Source organism: Sorangium sp. So ce834 (genome assembly GCF_051521425.1).
GTDB classification, from domain to species: domain Bacteria; phylum Myxococcota_A; class Polyangia; order Polyangiales; family Polyangiaceae; genus Sorangium; species Sorangium cellulosum_D.
Window position 1 is genome coordinate 4,645,014 of record NZ_CP150351.1, and the last position, 18,132, is coordinate 4,663,145.

Genomic DNA, 18,132 nt, shown 5'->3' on the forward strand with positions numbered 1-18,132 from the left:
GGGCGCGCTAGCCGGCTTCCGGATCGCGGCGCTTCGGCGCGGCGCCGTGCCCCGCCCGGATCCCCTCGAGCGAGAGCGCCGGGCCTCGCTGGGCGAAGCCGCCGTCGAAGGGGTTCTCGGCGAGGAACATGGGCGTGTCGAGATCGACGAACGAGAACCCGCCGAGGCCGGCGGCGAGGCAGGCCGACGTCGTCATCGCGAGCACCGACTCGACCATCCCGCCGATCATCAGGCCGAGCCCCGCCGCGCGGGCGACCGCCGCGATGTCGAGCGCCTCGGCGATGCCGCCCTTCATCAGCTTGACGTTGACCACGGTCGCCGCGCGCTCCGCCGCGACGCGGAGGACGTCCGCCGCGGAGGCGGCGCTCTCGTCGGCGGCCACGTCGACCCCGGCGCGCCGCGTGACCTCCTTCATGCCGTCCCAGTCGTCGCGCGGCACCGGCTGCTCCAGGAGCGCGACGGTCGCGCCGAGCCGGCGCGCGTGCGCGACGAGCGCGAGCGCCTCGGCCGCCGTGAGCCCGCCGTTGCCGTCGAGGATCAGCGACGCCTCCGGCGCCGCCGCGACGATCGCCTCGATGCGCGCCGGATCCGACGCGGCGAGGCGGCCGCCGACCTTGACCTTGAGCGCGCGGAAGCCCATGGCCGAGGCGCGGCGCGCGGCCTCCTCCGCGCGCTCCGGCGAGCCCGTGGTGATGGTGATGTCGGTGGTGAGCGCCGTCCCCGCGCCGCCGAAGAAGGCCCAGAGCGGCATGTCCGCGCGCTTCGTGAGCGCGTCGAGGATCGCCGTCTCGATCGCGCAGCGCGCCGCGCCGGCGCCGCCGCCCGCCGCGGCGCGGAGCGCGACCGCGATGGCGCGCCACGCGCGCGCGTCCGCGCCCACCACGGCGGCGCGCAGCGAGAGGGCGGCGGCGCGCGACGCTTCCTGCGTCTCGCCGTTGAAGGCGGGCAGCGGCGCCGCCTCGCCGAAGCCGAGCGTCCCGTCGGCCAGCTCCACGGTGACGAGGAGGTTCGCCGCGCGCTCCTGCGCGCCGCCGGCGATGCCGAACGGCTCGTGCAGCGGGATGTCGAGCGCCTCGACCGAGACGCGCTGGATCAGGGTAGGGGACATGAGGATAGTCGCCGCCTTCGCGCGAGGCTCACGGGGAGGAGCCTGGGCCGCCGCTCGGCGCGGGCGCCTCGGCCGGGGGAGGCGCCGCGTTCGGAGCGGCCGCCGGCGGAGGGGCCGCTTCGCCGAGCAGCGCCTCGATCTCGCGGGCGATCTTCTCCTCTTCGCCGTCCTCGTAGCCCGCGTGGACGTGGCGCACGACGCCGCGCCGGTCGACGATGAAGGCGGTCGGCATCCTCCGCGGGTTATAGCTCTTCACCGCGCTCTGGTCCTTGTCCCAGAGGATCTTGAACTTGACGCCTGCCTCGTCCGCGAACGCGACGAGCTGCTCCTTCGAGACGTCCTCGGGGGCGTCGAGGGCGACGGCGAGCACGGCGAGCCCGCCGCCGAAGCGCTCGACGAGCTCCTGGTACTTGGGAAAGGACTTCCGGCAGGGGTGGCAGTAGGTCGCCCAGAAGTCGACGAGCACCACCTTGCCGCCCGCCTCCTTGAGCGTGGAGGGCCCTTCGCCGCTCACGACCTCGGCCGCGAGCTCGGGCGCCGCCGCGCCGACGAGGCCGCCGCCCGCCTCGGGCGCCGGGGGGGCGGCGGGCGCGGCGCCGCCGCAGCCGGCCGGCAGCGAGAGGGCGAAGGAGGCGAAGAGGACAGCGGCGACGCGGGCGAACGATGGGCTCCGGCTCATGGGGCGATCTCCCTCTCCGATCATCATGGCTCGCGATCGACGACGGAGGCGAGCATCTCCCCCTCGGCGCAGAGCGTCCCGTCGACGCTCGCCTCGCCGCGCAGCTTCCACACGTTCGAGCGGTGGTGCAGCACCTCGACGTAGAGATCGAGCCGATCGCCGGGCGTCACCGTGTGGCGGAACTTCGCCTTGTCGATGCCGAGGAAGAACATGAGGTTCGACGTCGCGTCGAACGGGTCCGACGCGTAGGCGAGGATGCCGCCGAGCTGCGTGAGCGACTCCAGGATCAGCACCCCGGGCATGATCGGCCGCTGGGGGAAGTGCCCCTGGAACCAGGGCTCGTTGTACGCGACGCACTTGTAGCCGCGGATGCTCTTGTTGGCGGTGACCTCCGTCACCCGATCGACCATCACGAGCGGATAGCGGTGCGGCAGGATCGACAGGATCTGATGGATCTCGAGCGAGACGGGCTCTTGGGTTCGGTCGGGCAAGGCCGGCTCCTTTCCGCGGCGTGGAGCGCGCGGGCAGCGCGCTACTTGGCGTCGTCCTTCTTCTCCGCCTTGTCGCCGCCCGCGTCGTCCTCGCCGCCGCCGGTGTTGTAGAGCTGGACGACCTGCTCCGTCAGGTCGAGATCGGCGCGCACGTAGGGGGCCGCCTGCTTGTCCAGGATGATCTCGTAGCCCGACTTCTTCGCGACCCGGGCGACGATGATCATCATCTTCTTGATGATGGGCCCGGTGAGCTCGCCCTGCTTCTTCTGCAGCTCCTTGTTGTAATCGACGAACACGGTCTGGAGCTCGACCATCTGGCGCTGCCAGTCCTCCATCCGCTTTTGCATCGACTCGCGCGAGAGCACGCGCGACTGCTTCTCGATGTCCTCGCGCGCTCGCTGGAGCTCGGTCTGCTTCGCGTCGAGCTCCTGCTGGCGCCGGTCGAAGAGCTTCTTCAGGGTGGCCTGCGCGCGGATGCCGTCCTCGGTCTGCATGACGGCGTGCTGCACGTCGACCACGGCGATCCGGGTCTCGGCGGCGGCGACGCTCGGCGCGGCGAGGGCGAGCGACACGACGGCGGCGCGGGCGATCCGGACGAGGAGCGGCGCGGGACGATGCACGGGGGAGCGGGCGACCATTCGAGGCGATTACCCGCCGCGTGACGGACGGTCAAGGTGTGCGGGGCAGGGCCGCGGAAGGTGAGGGTGCGTCGATGGCGGCCCCTCGGCCGCCGCCTCCGCCGCGGCGGAACGGCGGCGGAGCGGCCTCGGTCAGCGGCGGTGGATCAGAGGCACTCGCCGGAGATGCAGTCCTTGCCGTCGGGGCAGGGGTCGTCGAGCGTGCACTCCGGCGCGACCTCCTCCCGCGTCTTGCAGAAGCCGTCCTCGCAGCGGACGAAGCGGCTGTCGATGAGCCTGCAGGCCTGCTCGCTCTCGCAGGGGTAGTGGCAGTAGCCGTCGTCCATGCACTCCTGGCCCTGGGCCGCGCAGGACGTGGCGGCGCAGCCGGGCTGCGGCGACGGGTCGGCCATGCACGCCCCGGTCACCGCGTTGCAGACCTCGCCGGGGGCGCAGTCGTCGTGGGTGGTGCAGCCCGCGGCGCAGGCGCCGTCGACGCAGAGCGCGCCGCCCTCGCACGGCGCCGCGTCGCTGCACTCGGGGTTCTCGGCGTCGGGGACGCAGACCCCGCGGTCGCAGCGCGTGCCGGGCGCCTCGCAGGGGACGCTGTCGGAGCAGCCGTCGGCGCACTCGCCGTTGACGCACAGCCGGCCCGCGCCGCACTCGTAGCTGAACTCGCACGCCGCGATGCAGAGCCCGTCGACGCACCGCGTGCCGTCCGCGCACGCGTCGTCGCCGTCGCAGGGACATGTGGTGAGCTCCGCGTCGCAGGCGGCCTCTCCGCCGCCCTCGCCGCCCTGGCCGGCGCCGCCCTGGGCCACGCCGCCCTGGCCGGCGCCGCCCTGGCCGCCGACGTCGGGCTCCGCCGGGCGACAGCCGTAGCCGTCGCAGATGAGGCAGTTCTCGCCGTCGCGGTCGCAATGGATCGCGGCGTCACCGCAGCCGCCACAGCCCGTCGCGGTCGCGGCGAGCATCAGGAACAGCGCGCCTCGACCCAGGATCTTCGCAAGGGGGGAATGAAGAAGCATCGAAGTCCTCCAGCGGCGGCCGGCACCGGCGCGGCCCTCCCGCACGACTACCATGCCGCGCGCTAACACGCAGCGTGCCACGGGGCGGCCGGCGAGGCGTGCCACGGGGCGGCCGCAGAGGATCGCGGGGAAGCCCGATCGGCCTCTCGCTTTGTGAACCTGCGTTCACCAGCTCTCGTCGCGCGAGGTTCACTGGCCCGCGGGCGCAGCGCGAGGCGGGGCGGCCGTCGCTCCCGGCCGCCGCGGAGCCGCCGGACGCAGCAGGGGTCCCGGTCAGGGCGCAGGCGCGGGCGCGCTCGCCGCGAGCGGCCCGGCCGGTCGCCCCGCGCGGCTCACGAGCGGTAGCCGGCGTTCACGTCGACGTAGCCGTGTCCGAGGTCGCTCGTCAGGTAGGAGAAGTCGCCCGGGCCGCTGCCGAGCACGAGCTCGATGACGTAGGTGTCGCGCGCGAGCACCTCGTTCGCCTTGCGCTCGGCTTCCGCTCCGATCGGCGCGCCGTTCTGCACGATCGGGATGCCGCCGACGAGGACCTGGGCCTCGGCCGGATCGAACGGCACGCCGGCGCGCCCGGCGGCGGCGAGCAGCCGCCCCCAGTTCGCGTCCTTGCCGAACAGCGCGGTCTTCACGAGCATCGACGTGGCCACCGTGCGCGCCACGGCGCGCGCCGCGTCGCGCGTCGAGAGCCCGCGGACGCGGATCTCGGCGACGTGCGTGCTGCCCTCGCCGTCGGCCACCATCGAGCGCGCGAGCTCGCCGCAGACCTCGGTGAGGGCCGCCGTGAGCTCGTCGCGCGACGCGCGGCGCTGGGACGCGCCGGAGGACAGGAGGAGCACCGTGTCGTTGGTGCTGGTGTCCCCGTCGACGGTGCACGCGTTGAACGTCACGTCGCAGGAGGCCGCGAGCGCCTCGTTCGCCTCGCCGGGGTCGAGCACGGCGTCGGTGAACAGGAAGACGAGCATCGTCGCGTGGGGGGGGCCGACGTCGGGGTGGATCATCCCGGCGCCCTTGCCGATGCCGAGCAGCGTGGCGCCCCCGCCCAGCTTGCGTTGGGAGAGCTTCGGCCAGCGGTCGGTCGTGCAGATCGCCTGGGCGAAGTCGAGGTAGCCCTTCGGCGACAGGCGCGCCGTCAGCTCGGGGACGCGCTCAACGATCCGGTGCGCCGGCAGGACGGCGCCGATGACGCCGGTCGACGCGGGGAGGACCTCGTCCTCCGGGGCGCCGATGGCCTCGGCGACGGCGCGCGTCGTGTCGAGGGCGGCCTTCCAGCCCGCCTCGCCCGTGCAGGCGTTGGCGCATCCGCTGTTGGCGACGACGGCGCGCGCGCGGCCCGACCGGACGCGCTGCATGGCGATGTCCACGGGCGCGGCGCGCACGAGGTTCCGGGTGAACATGCCGGCCACCACCGCCGGCTGATCGGCCACCGCGAGCGCGACGTCGATACGTCCGTCTTTCCGGATCCCCGCGCTGATGGCGCCGAAGCGAAACCCTGCAACTGGCTCGAAGCTCATGAGGGCGCGGAGTCTACGCACGAACGCGCGCCGGGAGAAAGCGGCAATGGGGGCCCGGAGGCCACGTCGAGCGCTGTCGGGCGGATCGCTCGCGGAGCTCGGCGCCGCGCTCCGGCGGCGGAGCCCCTCCTCGGGAGGGGCGCGCCGCCAGGGAGCTCGGATGCGGCGCGTTTCTCGGGGCCGCTCCGCTCTTCCTTCTATTTGCTGGCCGCGAATGAGACGTCCGGAGGCGGCCGGGCTGAGCGCGGCATTTGCAATGCTCCGGACCGATGGCCACCGTCCGGATCGTCGATATCAAAGGCCTGTATCTCCCGGGCTCTCCGGACGTCTCCGCGCCGCCGGGGACGACGCGAGCGGCTGGATACAGCCCCGGATACACGAGCCTGGACAACCAGGGACGCGTCTACATCAATCGAGATCTCGACGGGCGATGGGCGAGGAATACGCAGCTCATCGAGATCACCGTCGAGGTGACGAGCCCCGACGGCGCGCATTCGCTGGAGGGCGCGCGCATCCGCTGGAGCGCGCGCGATCCGGACGACCCGTTCAACGAGCGGCCGGAGGTGCACCCGGACTGGGCTCCCACCCTCGACGAGAACGATTTCGACGCCTCGGGAGCCTACGTGGGGCCGGTCGAAGACGACAACGAGGGGACGTCGGACAGGAGCCCCAGCTGGGAAGAGGTGGAGGGCTATCCGCTGTCCGACATCACGGAGACCAGCGCGAGCACGGCCATCGTGGGGATGCGGAGCACGATCCGACGCCACGTGACCGACATCGCCGGCGACAACCTGATCGTCCGCGCCGAGCTCGAGGCCGAGGGCCTCGCGGAGGCCGCCGCCGACGAGACCGGGATCATGACGATGTGGCGCCGGATCGACGTCGAGTACGTCCGCATGGAGAGCGCGCTCCCGCTGCCGCTGGACCAGGTGCCGAGCCATTTCGAGCCGGCCTTCACCCAGCTCGATTTCTCCGAAGAGCGGGTGATCCAGGACCGGCAGCGCCTCGCGCCCGACGCGAGCACGCTCGGCGAGCTGGCGTCCCGCTTCGTGAGCGAGGCCTTCTCGCGCGCCGGGGAGCCGGGCTGGTTTTGCCTGGTCGCCGCGCTCGAGCCGCACCCGGTGCCCGAGGTCCAGGGCGCGCCGCTGTTCACCGGGGTGGTCACGATCCTGGACGGCGGACAGGGAGAGAGGCGACGGGAGTACGTGGAGATCCCGGGCCATCACCCCGAGGCGAGCCTTGTCACGTTCCGCTGGGACGGCGAGCAGATCGGCTTCTCGGTCGCGATGGCGGCCGTCCTGTCCGACCCGCCGCGGACGCAGCTCTGGCTCGAGCCGCACGACATCCAGAGCCAGTTCACCGCGGGCGACGGGTCCCTCGCGCACGCGTACAGGGACCGCCTCTTCTTCTTCCCTCGCGCCCGCCGCAGGGGCGCCGCGTGGGAGCCCCCGGGCTACGGCATCCCGGCGCGCGTCGAGGCCGTCGTGCGGGGGGCGGGCGCCGCCTACGTCGCCGGCATGAGCCCCACGATCGACGTCGGAACGGCGAGGTACTTCGCCGGCAGGACCATCCTCTTCACCCACCACAGGGCGTGGTGGGACCCCGAGCGCGAGCAGCCCCGGCGCGGCTACGAGCAAGGCACGCTCCACACCATCGTTCACGAGCTCACGCACGCCTTCGGGATGCCGCACAAGTGCGGCTACTTCGATTACCGGACGCCGCGCTCGAGGACGTGCTGCATGAACTACCGCTCCCACTGGATGATCGACGCCGACAAGCAGCTCATCCCAGGGACCGCCGGGCTGGTCGGCGCTGACCTGTGCGGGCGCCACGTGAAGGAGACCCGGCGCGTGCGCCTGGAGAGCAACAAGGGACTTCGATGGAGATGAGGGGCTGTCATGTCCGATGAACACGCGCGAAGCGACCGGGATCCGGCCGGTCCGCCGGGCCTATCGCTGCGCTCGCTCGATCACGATCGGCGCTACGTGCTCGGCTTTCCCCTGCACGTGGCCATCACGCTGTGCGCTGACCGACCCGAGACCTGCCTCCGGCGGTTGCCGCGCCCGAGCTGGGCGGGCAACGCCGGCGCGATCGGCGTCCACCTCGCGCGGGCGGGCACCGGCGAGGAGGTCGTGAGGACCGACCCCTCACCGGTCGCGCTCCCAGAGCACGGCACGCCGGTGTTTCGCCTGTGCCCGGGGGCGTGCAGGCGCATGCTCATCGATGTCTCGTCGTTCCTGCCAGCGGGGATCGAGCCCGGGCATTACACGCTCGCGGTCGTCTACGTGGGGCCGCCGGACCGGGCGGAGAGCGCGCCGGTGCCGATCGAGCTCGCGGCGCCGAGCGCCGAGGAGCAGCGCGAGCTCGTGCGCCTCGCGCCCGAGCTCGCCCGCGCGGGCTCGTGGGGCCGCTGGACGATCCTCCCCCCGGAGGGCGGCGCGCCGGTCACGGGCCGCGTGGAGCCGGACGATCCGCTCCGCTTCAACCGCATCTTGCGAACCCTGCTGTACGGGCCGGAGTCGCTCTGCGACGTGGATCCGGCCGTGCTCGACGTGCTCGACGGCGTCTATGCGCCGGAGGCCCAGGCGCTCCGCGCCGAGCTCTATGGCGCGCGGGGCGACGCGGCGCGGCTCGCGGAGACGGCGCAGCTCATCCGGACCACCTACCCGGGGCTCTCCTGGTGGATCGAGCGGATCGAGTCGGGGGAGAGCGAGATCGGCTTCGTCCGGGCATGCCGGGTGACGCCGCGCGGCGGGTGAGCGCCGGCGCCGCGTCGCGCCCGCGCCGGCGCGCGCCGCGACGCGGCCGCGAGGGCGCCGCGTCCACACGCTGATCACCGAACTGCAACACGACCTTCACCACCCGCGAGGTACTCCTGTCGGGAAGCAATGGTGACGACGAGGCGAGCCATGGCAGGTCGCAGCAGCCGGAGCGCGCGGGCGTGAGCGCGCTCCCCCCCGACATCGTCACGGCGCTCCCCGGCGCCGAGGCCACCGCCGTCGCATGGCGCACGCAGGGCCAGCGGTACATCACGATCATCGTCAAGGCGAGCTTCGCGTTCACGCCCGGCGCGGCCATGTGGCGGACCGAGCCGCAGGAGATCCTCCGCGCCGAAGTCCATCACGGCAAGAACCCCGCGCGGAGCGTGCGGTTCACCGGCGACCTCGCGCCCTACCTGGGCCGCGCCGACGTGCTCTTCACGGGCGACGCGCACGCCCCGCCCGGCGCGCAGGTCCTGTCCTTGCCGGTGCGGCTCGCGGTCTTCGGCGCGAGCGGCTGCGCGCTCGACAAGCGCCTCCTGGTCCGCGACAGTGAGCCGTTCCAGCGGATGCCGCTCGTCTACGAGAAGGCGGTCCGCGGCGCGAACGGGTGCGACAACCCGTTCGGCGTCGACCCGCGCGAACGCGAGGCGATCGTCGTCGATCCGCAGGACCCGGCGCGGCCCGCAGGGTTCGGCCCGATCGCGCGCGCCTGGCCCGCGCGCAAGCGGCTGCTCGGCAAGATCCGGCGCGAGGCGCTCGAGGGCCCGAACGCGGAGATCCCCGCAGGCTTCGACTGGTCGTACTTCCAGGCGGCGCCCCCGGACCAGCAGATCGATTTCCTGCGCGGCGACGAGTGGATCGTGCTCGAGAACCTGCACCCGGCCGCGCCGCGCCTGGAGATGCGCCTGCCGAGCGCGCGCGGGGTGGCGCGGATCGAGGGGCTCGCCGCGTCCGCGGCGTCCGGGGGCGAGATCCTGGAGCTCCGCGCCGATACGCTCCGCATCGACGGCGCCGAGCAGCGCTGCACGGTCGTGTGGCGCCAGATCGTGCCCGTCCCCGGCGAGGGCTCCTTCGCGGCCGTGCGGATCGCCGCCGGCGTCGCGATCGACGGCGAGGAGCTCGCGTGGCCCGAGCTGCGCCCCGGGCGAGCCGGGCGCGCCGAGGAAGCGCATCCGGCCGAGCCCCGGATCGGTCCGGAGGGGACCGTGCTGATCGAGGAGCCGCCCGACGTCTCCGCCCCGGCCTGCCCGTGGGGCGCGGATCCGGGGCGCACGATCCACCTCTCGGACGACGAGATCGAGATCATCGATCTGATCCAGGGGCCGCAGCAGACGATCGCGCTCTCCGAGGAGCTGAGCGAGGCGGCGGTGCGCGCGCCGGCGCTGCCGTTCGAGCCCGCGCCCGCCGCGCCAGCGCCGGCGCGGCCAGGCTGGCCGGGGCTCGCGCCACCGCAGGGCGACGTCGCCGCCTCGAGCAGGACGATCGCCCTGTCGGACGCGGACGAGGCGCGCGCCAGCGAGCGGCCGGCGACCCCGTTCTTCCTCCAGCCGACGCCGCGCCTCGCGATCGACGCGCCGATCCCCGGCGCCCCGTGGTCCAGCGAGCGCCCTTCGCCGGCGCCCGATCCGTCCGCGGGGCTCACGACCCTCGCGCTGGACGACGAGGTCGCGCCCCTGCGCGTCGAGGTCGCGCCCCTGCGCGTCGAGGCCGTCCTCCCGGCCTTCCCGGCCCTGGGCGCCCTCGGACGCGGGCCCGAGCCGCCGGCCGCCTCCCGCTTCTTTCACGTCCTCCGGTGCGCGGGCGAGCCGCCGCCCTCCGAGCCGCTCCCGCCGCTCGGCGAGGGCGACGAGGTGAGCCTCGAGCGGTGCGCGATCGTCGCGGCGGAGCTCGAGGAGCGGCCGATCCCCCGCGCCGACGTGCTCAAGGCGCACGGCCTCTCCGAGGCGCGCTGGCAGGAGGCCGACCGGCGCTGGCGCGAGGCGATGGCGGACGAGGTCAGGCGCCGCGAGCGCGCGCTCCGCGACCGGTTCGACAAGGCCTATGTCACCGCGTGGGAAGCCGTCCGCGGCGCCCTGAGCGCGACCGACTACGCCCGGCTGGTCGTCGCGACCGAGCGCAACGGGGTCTCCGCTGCGCTCGGCGAGAGCGCGATCCGGCGCACCGTGTGGGCGCGCATGCGGCGGCTCTGGGCCAGGCGGCTCGCCGACGATCCGCGCCTCCGATCCCGGGTCGAGGCCGAGATCGCGAGCCTCCGCGAGGCGCCGCGGCCGCGCGCGCAGGGCGGCGCGCTGGCGGCCCACGCCCTCTGATCGCGCCGGATCGCGCGCCGTCATCGCGCCGTCCGGCCCGAGGGCGATCTCGCCCCGGCCCCCACGCCGCGCTCGCGAAATGCGCGGCGCGCCGTGCCCCTTGACCGCGGCGCGCGGGGTTCCGAACATCGCTGCTGGTGCAAGCGATGGTTCGTCCATGATAGACGCGTTGACCCTGGGCAAGGAGCTCGTGGGCCGGTACAGCGTGGAGGGGCTGCTCGGCGTGGGCTCCATGGGCGCCGTCTTCCGCGCGCGCCACCTCGCGCTCGCGCGGGACGTGGCGATCAAGGTGCTCACGGGGCACGCGGAGCCGAACGCAGGCGAGCGGATGCTGCGCGAGGCGCGCATCTCGGCGCTCATCAAGTCGCCGCACGTGGTGGGCTGCTACGACTTCGGCTTTCTCTCGAGCCGGTCGCCGTTCATGGTGATGGAGTACGTGGGCGGCCCGTCGCTGGCCGCGCGGCTCCAGGGCGGGCCGCTGCCGCTCGACGACCTGCGGCGCTACATGCTCCACGCGGCGCGGGGGATGGCCGCCGCGACGGAGCTCGGGGTGATGCACCGCGACCTGAAGCCGTCGAACATGCTGATCGCGCCGTCCGGAGAGCTGAAGGTCGCCGACTTCGGCCTCGCGCGCCTGACCGCCACGACCGGGCCCACGGCCCTGCGCGAGCAGCCCCTCACGGCGATGGGGACCGTGCTCGGGACGCCGTACTACATGGCGCCCGAGCAGGCGTGGAGCCCGCAGGAGAGCGACACGCGCGCGGACATCTACAGCTACGGCGCGTCCTTTTACCACGCGGCCACGGGGCAGCGGCCGTTCGAGGAGCAGGACCTCCTGCCGCTCCTGCTCGCGCACCGGCAGGACATCCCGACGCGGCCGCGGGCGCTCCGGCCCGAGCTCGACGAGGACGTGCAGGTCATCCTGGAGCGCTGCCTGGCCAAGGACCCGAAGGACCGCTTCCAGTCGTTCGAGGAGATCGAGGCCGCGCTCCTGGGCGCGCAGAGTACGCGCTGGGGGGATCCGCACGACCTGACGCTCCGCGTGTACCTGGAGCAGTACCAGCGCGTCCGCCCCGTCATCCTGGCGGGCGGCCCGGTCGGGCCGGTCACCTCGTTCCAGTTCCACGGGGACAGGACGCTGTCGATCGTGCGCGCGAACATCGCGTCCGTGTCGGCCGACGCGCTCGTGAGCTCGGACGACGGGCAGCTCACGATGTCCGCCGGCGTGGCGATGGCCCTGAACCACGCGAGCGGCGGCGTGTGCCACCTGGAGACGCGCAAGTACGTGCCCGTGCGTCACGGCGGGGTGGTGGTCAGCTCCGCCGGCAGGCTGAGCGCGCGGTTCGTCTTCCACGCGATCACGCTCGACTGGGATCACGTGGCGACCTACCGGCCGACCCGCGATCTCATCCAGCGGCTCCTCGAAGGGTGCTTCTACCACGCCGACACGATGAAGCTCCGGAGCATGGCGCTGCCCCTGCTCGGGTCCGGGCGGGCGGGCTTCTCACCCGCCGAGTGCCTGGACACGATGATCGAGTTCCTCGTCAAGGCGATGCTCCTCGGCGGGACCGGGCTCTCGCACGTGACCATCGTGCTCCGGGACGGGCACGCGTTCTGAGGCGCCTCTCGGTCCGGCGGGGCCGCGCGCGGCCGCGCCGACGCCGAAGGCCAGGAGCGCCATGGGGTGCCATTGCCAGTTGTTCTCGAGCGATGTCATCGGTGACCTCGGAGCTCTGTTGCGGCGCGCGCGCGGCCCCGTGGCCCGGGGCGCTCCGGCGACGCAACGGCGGGTGGATGGATGCCGTTCGCCCGCGGGGCTGTGCACAGGGCCTGCCATGCCGGGCAGCGGGCGCGCCGGCCGGTCCGGCCGCCGATCAACGGGGCCGCGAACCAGGGGAGCGGGCGCTCGCTCGATGACGGAACGCCGCAGGGGCGATGGGAGGGTGAGCCGATCAGGCCTCACGCACCGGAGCGCGCCCCGGGCCGCGCTCGACCGACCTTGGGTCCCGGCGAGCGACGCCGCCGTCGGCTGGGTCGCTCAGCGGGCGCCGGCGCCGTTCTGCTGCGCCTCGACGGACACGCGCAGCGGCCCGATCCCGGCCGCCCCGGCCGCGGCGCCGGCGATGTCGATGACGAGCTCGTCGCCGGACACGAGCGGCCCCACGCCCTGGGGCGTCCCGGTCGCGATGACGTCGCCGGGCTCCAGCGTCATCACCCGGCTGATGTACGCGACCAGCGCGGGGACGCTCCAGAGCATCTGCGCGGTCATCTCGTCCTGCCGCACCTGGCCGTTCACGACGCCCCGCACGCGGAGCGCCGCGGGGTCGAGCTCCGTCTCGATCCACGGCCCGACCGGGCAGAACGTGTCGAACCCCTTGCCGCGCGTGAACTGCACGTCCTTCCTCTGCAGATCCCTCGCGGTGATGTCGCCCAGGCAGGTGTAACCGAACACGTGATCCGCCGCCTCCTCCGGCCGCACGGCCTTGCAGCGGCGGCCGATGATCACGCCGAGCTCCGCCTCGTGCTCGACCCGCTGGCTCTCCGGCGGGAGCACGATCGACTGGCCCGGGCCGATCAGCGCCGAGGGCGGCTTGAGGAAGAGCAGCGGCTCGACCGGGATCTCGTTGCCCAGCTCCTGCGCGTGCGCGGCGTAATTGCGCCCCACGCACACGATCTTCGTGGGGGCGACGGGGCAGGCGAGGTCGACGTCGGTCCACCCCACGGCCTCGCCGGTGGCCTTGCCGCCGAGCCAGGGCGGCGCGTCGAGGACGAGCGCGGCCGCGCCCTCGAGGCGGGCGAAGAAGGCCGGGCGATCTTGATCCGGAGGCGCGAGACGGGCGAAGCGCATGGCGCGAGCAAAGCGCGATCTCTGCGTCGCGGCAAGCTCGCACCCGGCGCGGCGCGCTGACACGCCCGCGCTGTCACGTCCGCGCCGTCACGGAGGGGGCGGCGCGGCGCCCCGCCGCCGCGCCACGAGGCGGGCCTCGTGGCGCCCTTCCTCGAGCCACCCTTCGTCGTAACGGACCACCTCGAGCGCCTCGCCGACGAGGCCGGGGAGCTCGCCGTCCTCGAGCAGCCAGCGCGCGCTCGGGTGCGCGTGCCGCAGCAGGTTCGACCGCGTCGGATGCACCACGACGAGGTGGCCGCCCGGGGCGAGCTCCGCCGCGCAGGCCGCGAGCCTGCGCTCGAGGAAGTAGAAGATCAGGATCATGTCCCAGGGCCCGCCGGGCAGCGGGTCGCGCTCCACGTCGAGCGCGACCGTGCGCAGCGCGAGCCCCTCGCGCGCCGCGGCGCTCCGCGCGGCGCCGAGCCCGACCTCGGAGATGTCGGCCAGCGTCACGTCGAGCCCGCGCCGCGCGAGCCACAGGGCGTGCCGCCCCGCGCCGCCGGCCAGATCGAGCGCGCGCCCGCGGCGGGGCAGGAGCGGATCGAGCGCCGTGAGCACCGCCGAGGGCTCGCCCGGATCGCCGCCGCCCTCGCGGTAGCGGGCGTCCCACCTGATGCGATCGTCGTCCGACACGCTGGCCTCCTGTCCGGTGGAGCGCGCCGGCCGCAGGGGCAGGCCCCTCGCAGGGCGGCGCGCGCGACGGCCCCTCGCGCTCGGGCACGAGCCCGCGGGCGCCTCGCACGGCGCGGAGCCTACCACCGCCCTGTTCGGCGGCGCGAGGACAGGGCGGGGCGACGGCGGCTGGACGCGCGGGATGACCTGGCCTACCACGCCGGCCGCGCCGCCATGCCCGAGTGCCTGACCCTGGCCCCCACCCCGGATCCCCGCCGCTTCCGCGCGCCCGACGGCGCGCTGCTCTCGCCCCCCGAGGGCTGGGCGTGCCTGCCGCCGGGCGACGCCGGGCTCACCCGCCGGGTGAAGCTCGCGGGCCCCTCCTGGATGGTGGTCGAGAAGCGCGGGAGAAAGACGTTCTCCCGGGGCCTCTGGGCGCCGGCCGCCACCATCGAGGCCGCCCGCGCCGCGCTCGAGGCCGAGCGCAGCACGCCCGCCTACGCGAAGAAGCGCGAGGCGGACGCCCGCCGGCGGGAGCGCGATCAGGAGGCGTACGTGCGCGAGTTCGAGGCCGAGGTCGCGGCGTTCCTCCGGTTCTCGCCGCGCTACGCGGCGCTCGCGCGGGCGCTCGCGACCCGGGTGACGCAGCACGCGACGCCCGTGGGCAGCGGCACGGTCGCCCGCACGGAGCGGATCCCGGTCGAGCGGCGCGCCGAGTCGGCGGTGATCGCGTGGATGCGGCACCAGACCACGGCGTACGACACGATGGCCATCCCGCGCGTGAAGGGGATGCGCCGCGAGGTGCGGCGCGAGCTCGCGCAGATCTCGCGCGCGATCCTCGACCTGCACCGCGGCGACGCGCCGCACGCCGCCGCGTCGTGCCCGCTCTGCGGCGCCCTGGCCGGCGCGACGGCGCAGCCGGCCTAGCGCCCTCAGGCGTCGAGCAGGCCCTCGCCGACGAGCCGGGCGCGCAGCCCCGCGGCGCCGTCGAACACGTGCGCGCGCATCCCGACCGCGGCCGCAGCGTCGCAGTTCTCCGCGCGATCGTCGACGAACAGGCACTCGGCCGCGTCGACCCCGATGCGGCTCACGAGGCGATCGAAGAACTCGCGCGCCGGCTTGCGCACGCGCAGGTGATGGCTCGAATAGACACCCTCGAACAGGCCGTCGAGCGCGAACGCCTCGCGCAGCTCCTCGACCCACACGGGGTAGTTGCTCGCCACGAACCGGAGCGCGCGGCCCTGGAGCGCCTCGACGATCTCCCGCACGCCGGGCAAGAAGCGGTATCCCGCGCGGCGCACGCGGTTGAAGGCGTCGATATCGAACGAGACGCCCACGGCGCCCTCGCGGAAGAACCGGCGGGCGAACTCGGCCTCATCGATCTCGCCGCTCTCGAACGCGGGCCAGCACGTGGGGTCACGGTGCCGGGCGACGTCGCCGGGCGCGGCCGTCCGGATCGCCGCGGCGAGCGCCTCGCGGTACGGGTCGTAGAGGACGGTGTCCATCAAATCGAAACAAACCGAGCGGACGATACGGACCCTACGGAACATACGGTACGGAGCCTAGCACCGCCGAGCGCCCGTGTGAGCGCGTAGATCACATCGGCTTACAGGTTTTGCCGCCACACGGGTGAGTTGCGGTGAGGGCGCCGCGGACTGACACCGTATTTTAGAAACCATGTCTCGCAATGAGCAGATTTCTGGCTTATACTATTCATGGGTGGCGAGGTCTCATGAGCGCGGTCCGGCGATGCGTCGGCTCGTGAGGCCTCATGTGGTGGGTTGCTTCTCTCCACCGGCGCACGGCGCCGGCACTTGCTTATAAAGGAGTCAGGCCATGAGATTGCCTGCGATGGGCATTGCCTTGTTCGTGGTGGCTGCGGTCGGTGCGGCGTGCGGCGGCGCGGGCGGCGACGATCTCTCTCCGGGCGGCTCGGGCGCCGCGAACGGCTCGGGCGGCGATGACAACGGCTTCGGCTCAGCCGGCTCAGGGAGCGATCTGAGCGTGGGCAGCGGCTCGAACCCGAGCGGCCCGAGCGGCGGCGGCTCGACCGGCGCCGGCGACGCGTGCGCCACGCACAGGGCCAGCGCCGAGCTCCAGCCCGTGTACCTGGCTGTCGCGTTCGACGTCTCGGGCAGCATGGGAGCGAACGATCGGCCCTCGCACAGCAAGGAGCTCAAGTGGGATCCCGTCGTCGCGGCGACAAAGCAGTTCTTCGCGGATCCTGCGTCCGCGGGGCTCACCGCCTCGCTCACCTTCTTCCCCGGCGCGCAGCAGCGGCAGATGTGCTCGGCCAGGACCTACAGAACGCCGGACGTCGAGATGACGCCGCTGCCCTCCGGGGCGTTCGCCGAGGCGATCGACGATGTGACGCCGGAGACCGACGAGGACTGGCGCATGGGCACGCCGACGGCGTTCGTGGTCGAGGGGACGATCTCGTTCATCGACGCGCAGCGCCGGGAGAACCCCGGGAAGTACGCGCTCGTGCTCGTGACCGACGGCTACCCGCAGCTGTGCCGGGGGTCCGACTCGATCCAGGCCGTCGTCGAGCACGTCGATGCGGCGCGCGGAGACAACATCCCGACCTACGTGATCGGGGTGGCGAACCCGCCGGACGACGAGCCCGGGAACGTGGACAACCTGGCCGAGATCGCCGCGGCCGGCGGCACGGGGAAGGCGTTCATCATCGAGACCGGCAACCCCGACGCGACGGCGACCAGCTTCAGGGCGGCCATCGACCAGATCCGCGGCGCCGCGGTGTCGTGCACGATCGCGATCCCGCCGGCCCCCGACGGGAGGACGTTCGACAAGCAGCGGGTGCGCGTGACCTACACGAGCGGACAGAGCGAGCCGAACGCCCTCACGTACGATCAGGAGTGCGCGAGCGGCGACGCCTGGCGCTACGACAACCCCGCGAACCCGACGCAGATCGAGCTCTGCGAGGGCGCGTGCAACGCGGTGCAGTCCGATCCCGAGGCGGCCCTGGGCGTCGACTTCACCTGCGAGGACGTGATCGACATCCCGCTCTGATCGGCGGCGGGGGCGCCCCCTGGACGGGGCGCGACCCCGCGCCCCTCAGGGCGCGCAGGCGGCAGGTGGGCTGAAGAGCGCCGGGGCGAGAGCCCGGTAATCGTCGTGGTGCACGCCGCCGCGGAGATCGCCGCCGAGCTTGTAATAATAGCATCGTGAAGGGGCGATTCCTGCGGCCGTGTAGGTCGTGACGTCGCTCGGCATGTTGCCGAAGCCGAAGGAAGGCACGATGCCCGTCCGGGCCTTGAGCCACCCGAGCTCGATCGTCTTGTACTCGGCGGCCGGGCGGCCAAAGGCGCCGGTGACGCCGATGGTGGTGTGGAGGATGCCCGGCGGGAATCCCTGCCTCCTCAGCCACGCTCGCGTGCTCCCCACGAGCCACTCGGGGCGCGCGGTCACGTAGAAGAGGTGAATCCCGCTGTCGGCCAGGGCGCGCATCGCCTCGGCCGCGCCGGGGTGGGCGGCCGGCGGGGCGCCGCCGAAGAGCTCGCCGACCACCGCCACCTCGCTCGAGGTGAGCGTCCCGTCGACGTCGGTGACGGCCACGCGCGCGCCGGGCGGGAGGACCTCGACGAACAGATCCGCGCTCGTGCCGTCGCCGGCCACGGCGAAGTGGACGCGGTGCCGGCCGACGTCGAGGCGCCGCCCCGCCGCGAGATCGAGATAGACACGCCCGCCGGTGTCCGGGATGCCCTCCGCGGTCGGGTGCGGGCGATCGTCGTCGCTCGTCCGGAAGGTGCCGAGCCGCTCCCAGGCGCCGCTGCAGCCGCGGAGGAGATAGGCCTCGACGTCCTCGTCCTCGAGATCGTCGTCCTGCGGCCCGTACGCGAACTTCGCGATGGCCCACTGGGGGCCGTCGGGGCGCGCGAAGAGATCGCGGCCGCGGTGGCGCGGCCACCCGCTCGCGACGAGGCGCGAGCGCGTGTGCCTGAACCCGCGCGGCAAGGCGGCCGGCGGCGGCGCATCGCAGGCCGGGCGGGGCGGGCAGGCGCCGGCCCTGGCCTGCGGCGCGGGCGCGGCGGCCGGGCCCGCGGCGCAGGCGACGGACGACAGGACGGCGAGGAGCAGCGGGGCGAGCGGACCGGGGCGCAAGGCGCGACC

Annotated in this window: 16 protein-coding genes; 6 read left to right on the top strand and 10 right to left on the bottom strand. The window is 73.9% G+C overall.

Features of this window, described 5'->3' with window-relative positions; genetic code table 11:
* Window positions 1–7 precede the first annotated feature (7 nt).
* The 6 genes from WMF20_RS16885 to argJ form a co-directional block, all read right to left on the bottom strand.
* Window positions 8–1,108, bottom strand: coding sequence for an enolase C-terminal domain-like protein (locus WMF20_RS16885; protein WP_437614872.1), 1,101 nt, complete (start codon window positions 1,106–1,108; stop codon window positions 8–10).
* Window positions 1,109–1,136: 28 nt separating this feature from the next.
* Window positions 1,137–1,787: a TlpA family protein disulfide reductase gene (locus WMF20_RS16890; protein WP_437614874.1), complete on the bottom strand. Its 651-nt coding sequence runs from the start codon at window positions 1,785–1,787 to the stop codon at window positions 1,137–1,139.
* 23 nt (window positions 1,788–1,810) lie between these two features.
* Window positions 1,811–2,278 carry a 3-hydroxyacyl-ACP dehydratase FabZ gene (fabZ, locus tag WMF20_RS16895; RefSeq protein ID WP_020735442.1) on the bottom strand — a complete coding sequence of 156 codons (468 nt, stop codon included), beginning with the start codon at window positions 2,276–2,278 and terminating at the stop codon, window positions 1,811–1,813.
* A 41-nt stretch (window positions 2,279–2,319) separates the two neighbouring features.
* Window positions 2,320–2,898 carry an OmpH family outer membrane protein gene (locus WMF20_RS16900; protein WP_237245400.1) on the bottom strand — a complete coding sequence of 193 codons (579 nt, stop codon included), beginning with the start codon at window positions 2,896–2,898 and terminating at the stop codon, window positions 2,320–2,322.
* 164 nt (window positions 2,899–3,062) lie between these two features.
* Window positions 3,063–3,923, bottom strand: coding sequence for a hypothetical protein (locus tag WMF20_RS16905; protein WP_437614876.1), 861 nt, complete (start codon window positions 3,921–3,923; stop codon window positions 3,063–3,065).
* A 332-nt stretch (window positions 3,924–4,255) separates the two neighbouring features.
* A complete protein-coding gene (argJ, locus tag WMF20_RS16910) occupies window positions 4,256–5,431 on the bottom strand; it encodes a bifunctional glutamate N-acetyltransferase/amino-acid acetyltransferase ArgJ (RefSeq protein WP_437614878.1) in 1,176 nt (391 codons plus the stop codon).
* Window positions 5,432–5,700: 269 nt separating this feature from the next.
* Between argJ and WMF20_RS16915 the strand changes: the two genes are divergently transcribed.
* The 4 genes from WMF20_RS16915 to WMF20_RS16930 all read left to right on the top strand — a co-directional run bounded on the left by WMF20_RS16915 (window position 5,701) and on the right by WMF20_RS16930 (window position 12,120).
* The gene (locus WMF20_RS16915; protein WP_437614880.1) at window positions 5,701–7,320 is read left to right on the top strand and encodes a hypothetical protein; all 1,620 of its coding nucleotides are present in this window, start codon (window positions 5,701–5,703) and stop codon (window positions 7,318–7,320) included.
* Between the two features lie 9 nt (window positions 7,321–7,329).
* A complete protein-coding gene (locus WMF20_RS16920; RefSeq protein WP_437614882.1) occupies window positions 7,330–8,190 on the top strand; it encodes a hypothetical protein in 861 nt (286 codons plus the stop codon).
* Between the two features lie 182 nt (window positions 8,191–8,372).
* On the top strand, window positions 8,373–10,502 hold the full coding sequence (locus tag WMF20_RS16925) for a DUF2169 domain-containing protein (RefSeq protein WP_437614884.1): 2,130 nt from the start codon (window positions 8,373–8,375) through the stop codon (window positions 10,500–10,502).
* A gap of 157 nt (window positions 10,503–10,659) precedes the next feature.
* Window positions 10,660–12,120 (top strand): serine/threonine-protein kinase, encoded by a 1,461-nt coding sequence (locus WMF20_RS16930; protein WP_437614885.1) that lies wholly within the window; start codon window positions 10,660–10,662, stop codon window positions 12,118–12,120.
* A gap of 420 nt (window positions 12,121–12,540) precedes the next feature.
* On the opposite strand, the gene WMF20_RS16935 is transcribed toward WMF20_RS16930, so the two are convergent.
* Both WMF20_RS16935 and WMF20_RS16940 read right to left on the bottom strand, forming a co-directional pair.
* Window positions 12,541–13,350: a fumarylacetoacetate hydrolase family protein gene (locus WMF20_RS16935; protein ID WP_437614887.1), complete on the bottom strand. Its 810-nt coding sequence runs from the start codon at window positions 13,348–13,350 to the stop codon at window positions 12,541–12,543.
* An 87-nt stretch (window positions 13,351–13,437) separates the two neighbouring features.
* Window positions 13,438–14,022 carry a class I SAM-dependent methyltransferase gene (locus WMF20_RS16940; RefSeq protein ID WP_437614889.1) on the bottom strand — a complete coding sequence of 195 codons (585 nt, stop codon included), beginning with the start codon at window positions 14,020–14,022 and terminating at the stop codon, window positions 13,438–13,440.
* Window positions 14,023–14,235: 213 nt separating this feature from the next.
* Between WMF20_RS16940 and WMF20_RS16945 the strand changes: the two genes are divergently transcribed.
* A complete protein-coding gene (locus WMF20_RS16945; RefSeq protein WP_129575346.1) occupies window positions 14,236–14,928 on the top strand; it encodes a DUF2293 domain-containing protein in 693 nt (230 codons plus the stop codon).
* A gap of 5 nt (window positions 14,929–14,933) precedes the next feature.
* On the opposite strand, the gene WMF20_RS16950 is transcribed toward WMF20_RS16945, so the two are convergent.
* Window positions 14,934–15,551 carry an HAD family hydrolase gene (locus WMF20_RS16950; protein WP_437614892.1) on the bottom strand — a complete coding sequence of 206 codons (618 nt, stop codon included), beginning with the start codon at window positions 15,549–15,551 and terminating at the stop codon, window positions 14,934–14,936.
* Window positions 15,552–15,837: 286 nt separating this feature from the next.
* On the opposite strand from WMF20_RS16950, the gene WMF20_RS16955 reads away from it, so the two are divergent.
* Complete coding sequence (locus WMF20_RS16955) at window positions 15,838–17,031, top strand: vWA domain-containing protein (RefSeq protein WP_437614894.1); 1,194 nt, start codon at window positions 15,838–15,840, stop codon at window positions 17,029–17,031.
* A gap of 45 nt (window positions 17,032–17,076) precedes the next feature.
* On the opposite strand, the gene WMF20_RS16960 is transcribed toward WMF20_RS16955, so the two are convergent.
* Window positions 17,077–18,123, bottom strand: a complete 1,047-nt coding sequence (locus WMF20_RS16960; RefSeq protein ID WP_437614896.1) for an LNS2 domain-containing protein — start codon at window positions 18,121–18,123, stop codon at window positions 17,077–17,079.
* Window positions 18,124–18,132: the final 9 nt, after the last annotated feature.

Coding starts and splice junctions, on each gene's coding strand:
- WMF20_RS16950 (WP_437614892.1), bottom strand. CDS start 15,551: ATGTTCCGTAGGGTCCGTATCGTCCGCTCGGTTTGTTTCGATTTGATG.
- WMF20_RS16920 (WP_437614882.1), top strand. CDS start 7,330: ATGTCCGATGAACACGCGCGAAGCGACCGGGATCCGGCCGGTCCGCCG.
- WMF20_RS16935 (WP_437614887.1), bottom strand. CDS start 13,350: ATGCGCTTCGCCCGTCTCGCGCCTCCGGATCAAGATCGCCCGGCCTTC.
- WMF20_RS16930 (WP_437614885.1), top strand. CDS start 10,660: ATGATAGACGCGTTGACCCTGGGCAAGGAGCTCGTGGGCCGGTACAGC.
- WMF20_RS16890 (WP_437614874.1), bottom strand. CDS start 1,787: ATGAGCCGGAGCCCATCGTTCGCCCGCGTCGCCGCTGTCCTCTTCGCC.
- WMF20_RS16885 (WP_437614872.1), bottom strand. CDS start 1,108: ATGTCCCCTACCCTGATCCAGCGCGTCTCGGTCGAGGCGCTCGACATC.
- WMF20_RS16915 (WP_437614880.1), top strand. CDS start 5,701: ATGGCCACCGTCCGGATCGTCGATATCAAAGGCCTGTATCTCCCGGGC.
- WMF20_RS16945 (WP_129575346.1), top strand. CDS start 14,236: ATGCCCGAGTGCCTGACCCTGGCCCCCACCCCGGATCCCCGCCGCTTC.
- WMF20_RS16905 (WP_437614876.1), bottom strand. CDS start 3,923: ATGCTTCTTCATTCCCCCCTTGCGAAGATCCTGGGTCGAGGCGCGCTG.
- argJ (WP_437614878.1), bottom strand. CDS start 5,431: ATGAGCTTCGAGCCAGTTGCAGGGTTTCGCTTCGGCGCCATCAGCGCG.
- WMF20_RS16955 (WP_437614894.1), top strand. CDS start 15,838: ATGAGATTGCCTGCGATGGGCATTGCCTTGTTCGTGGTGGCTGCGGTC.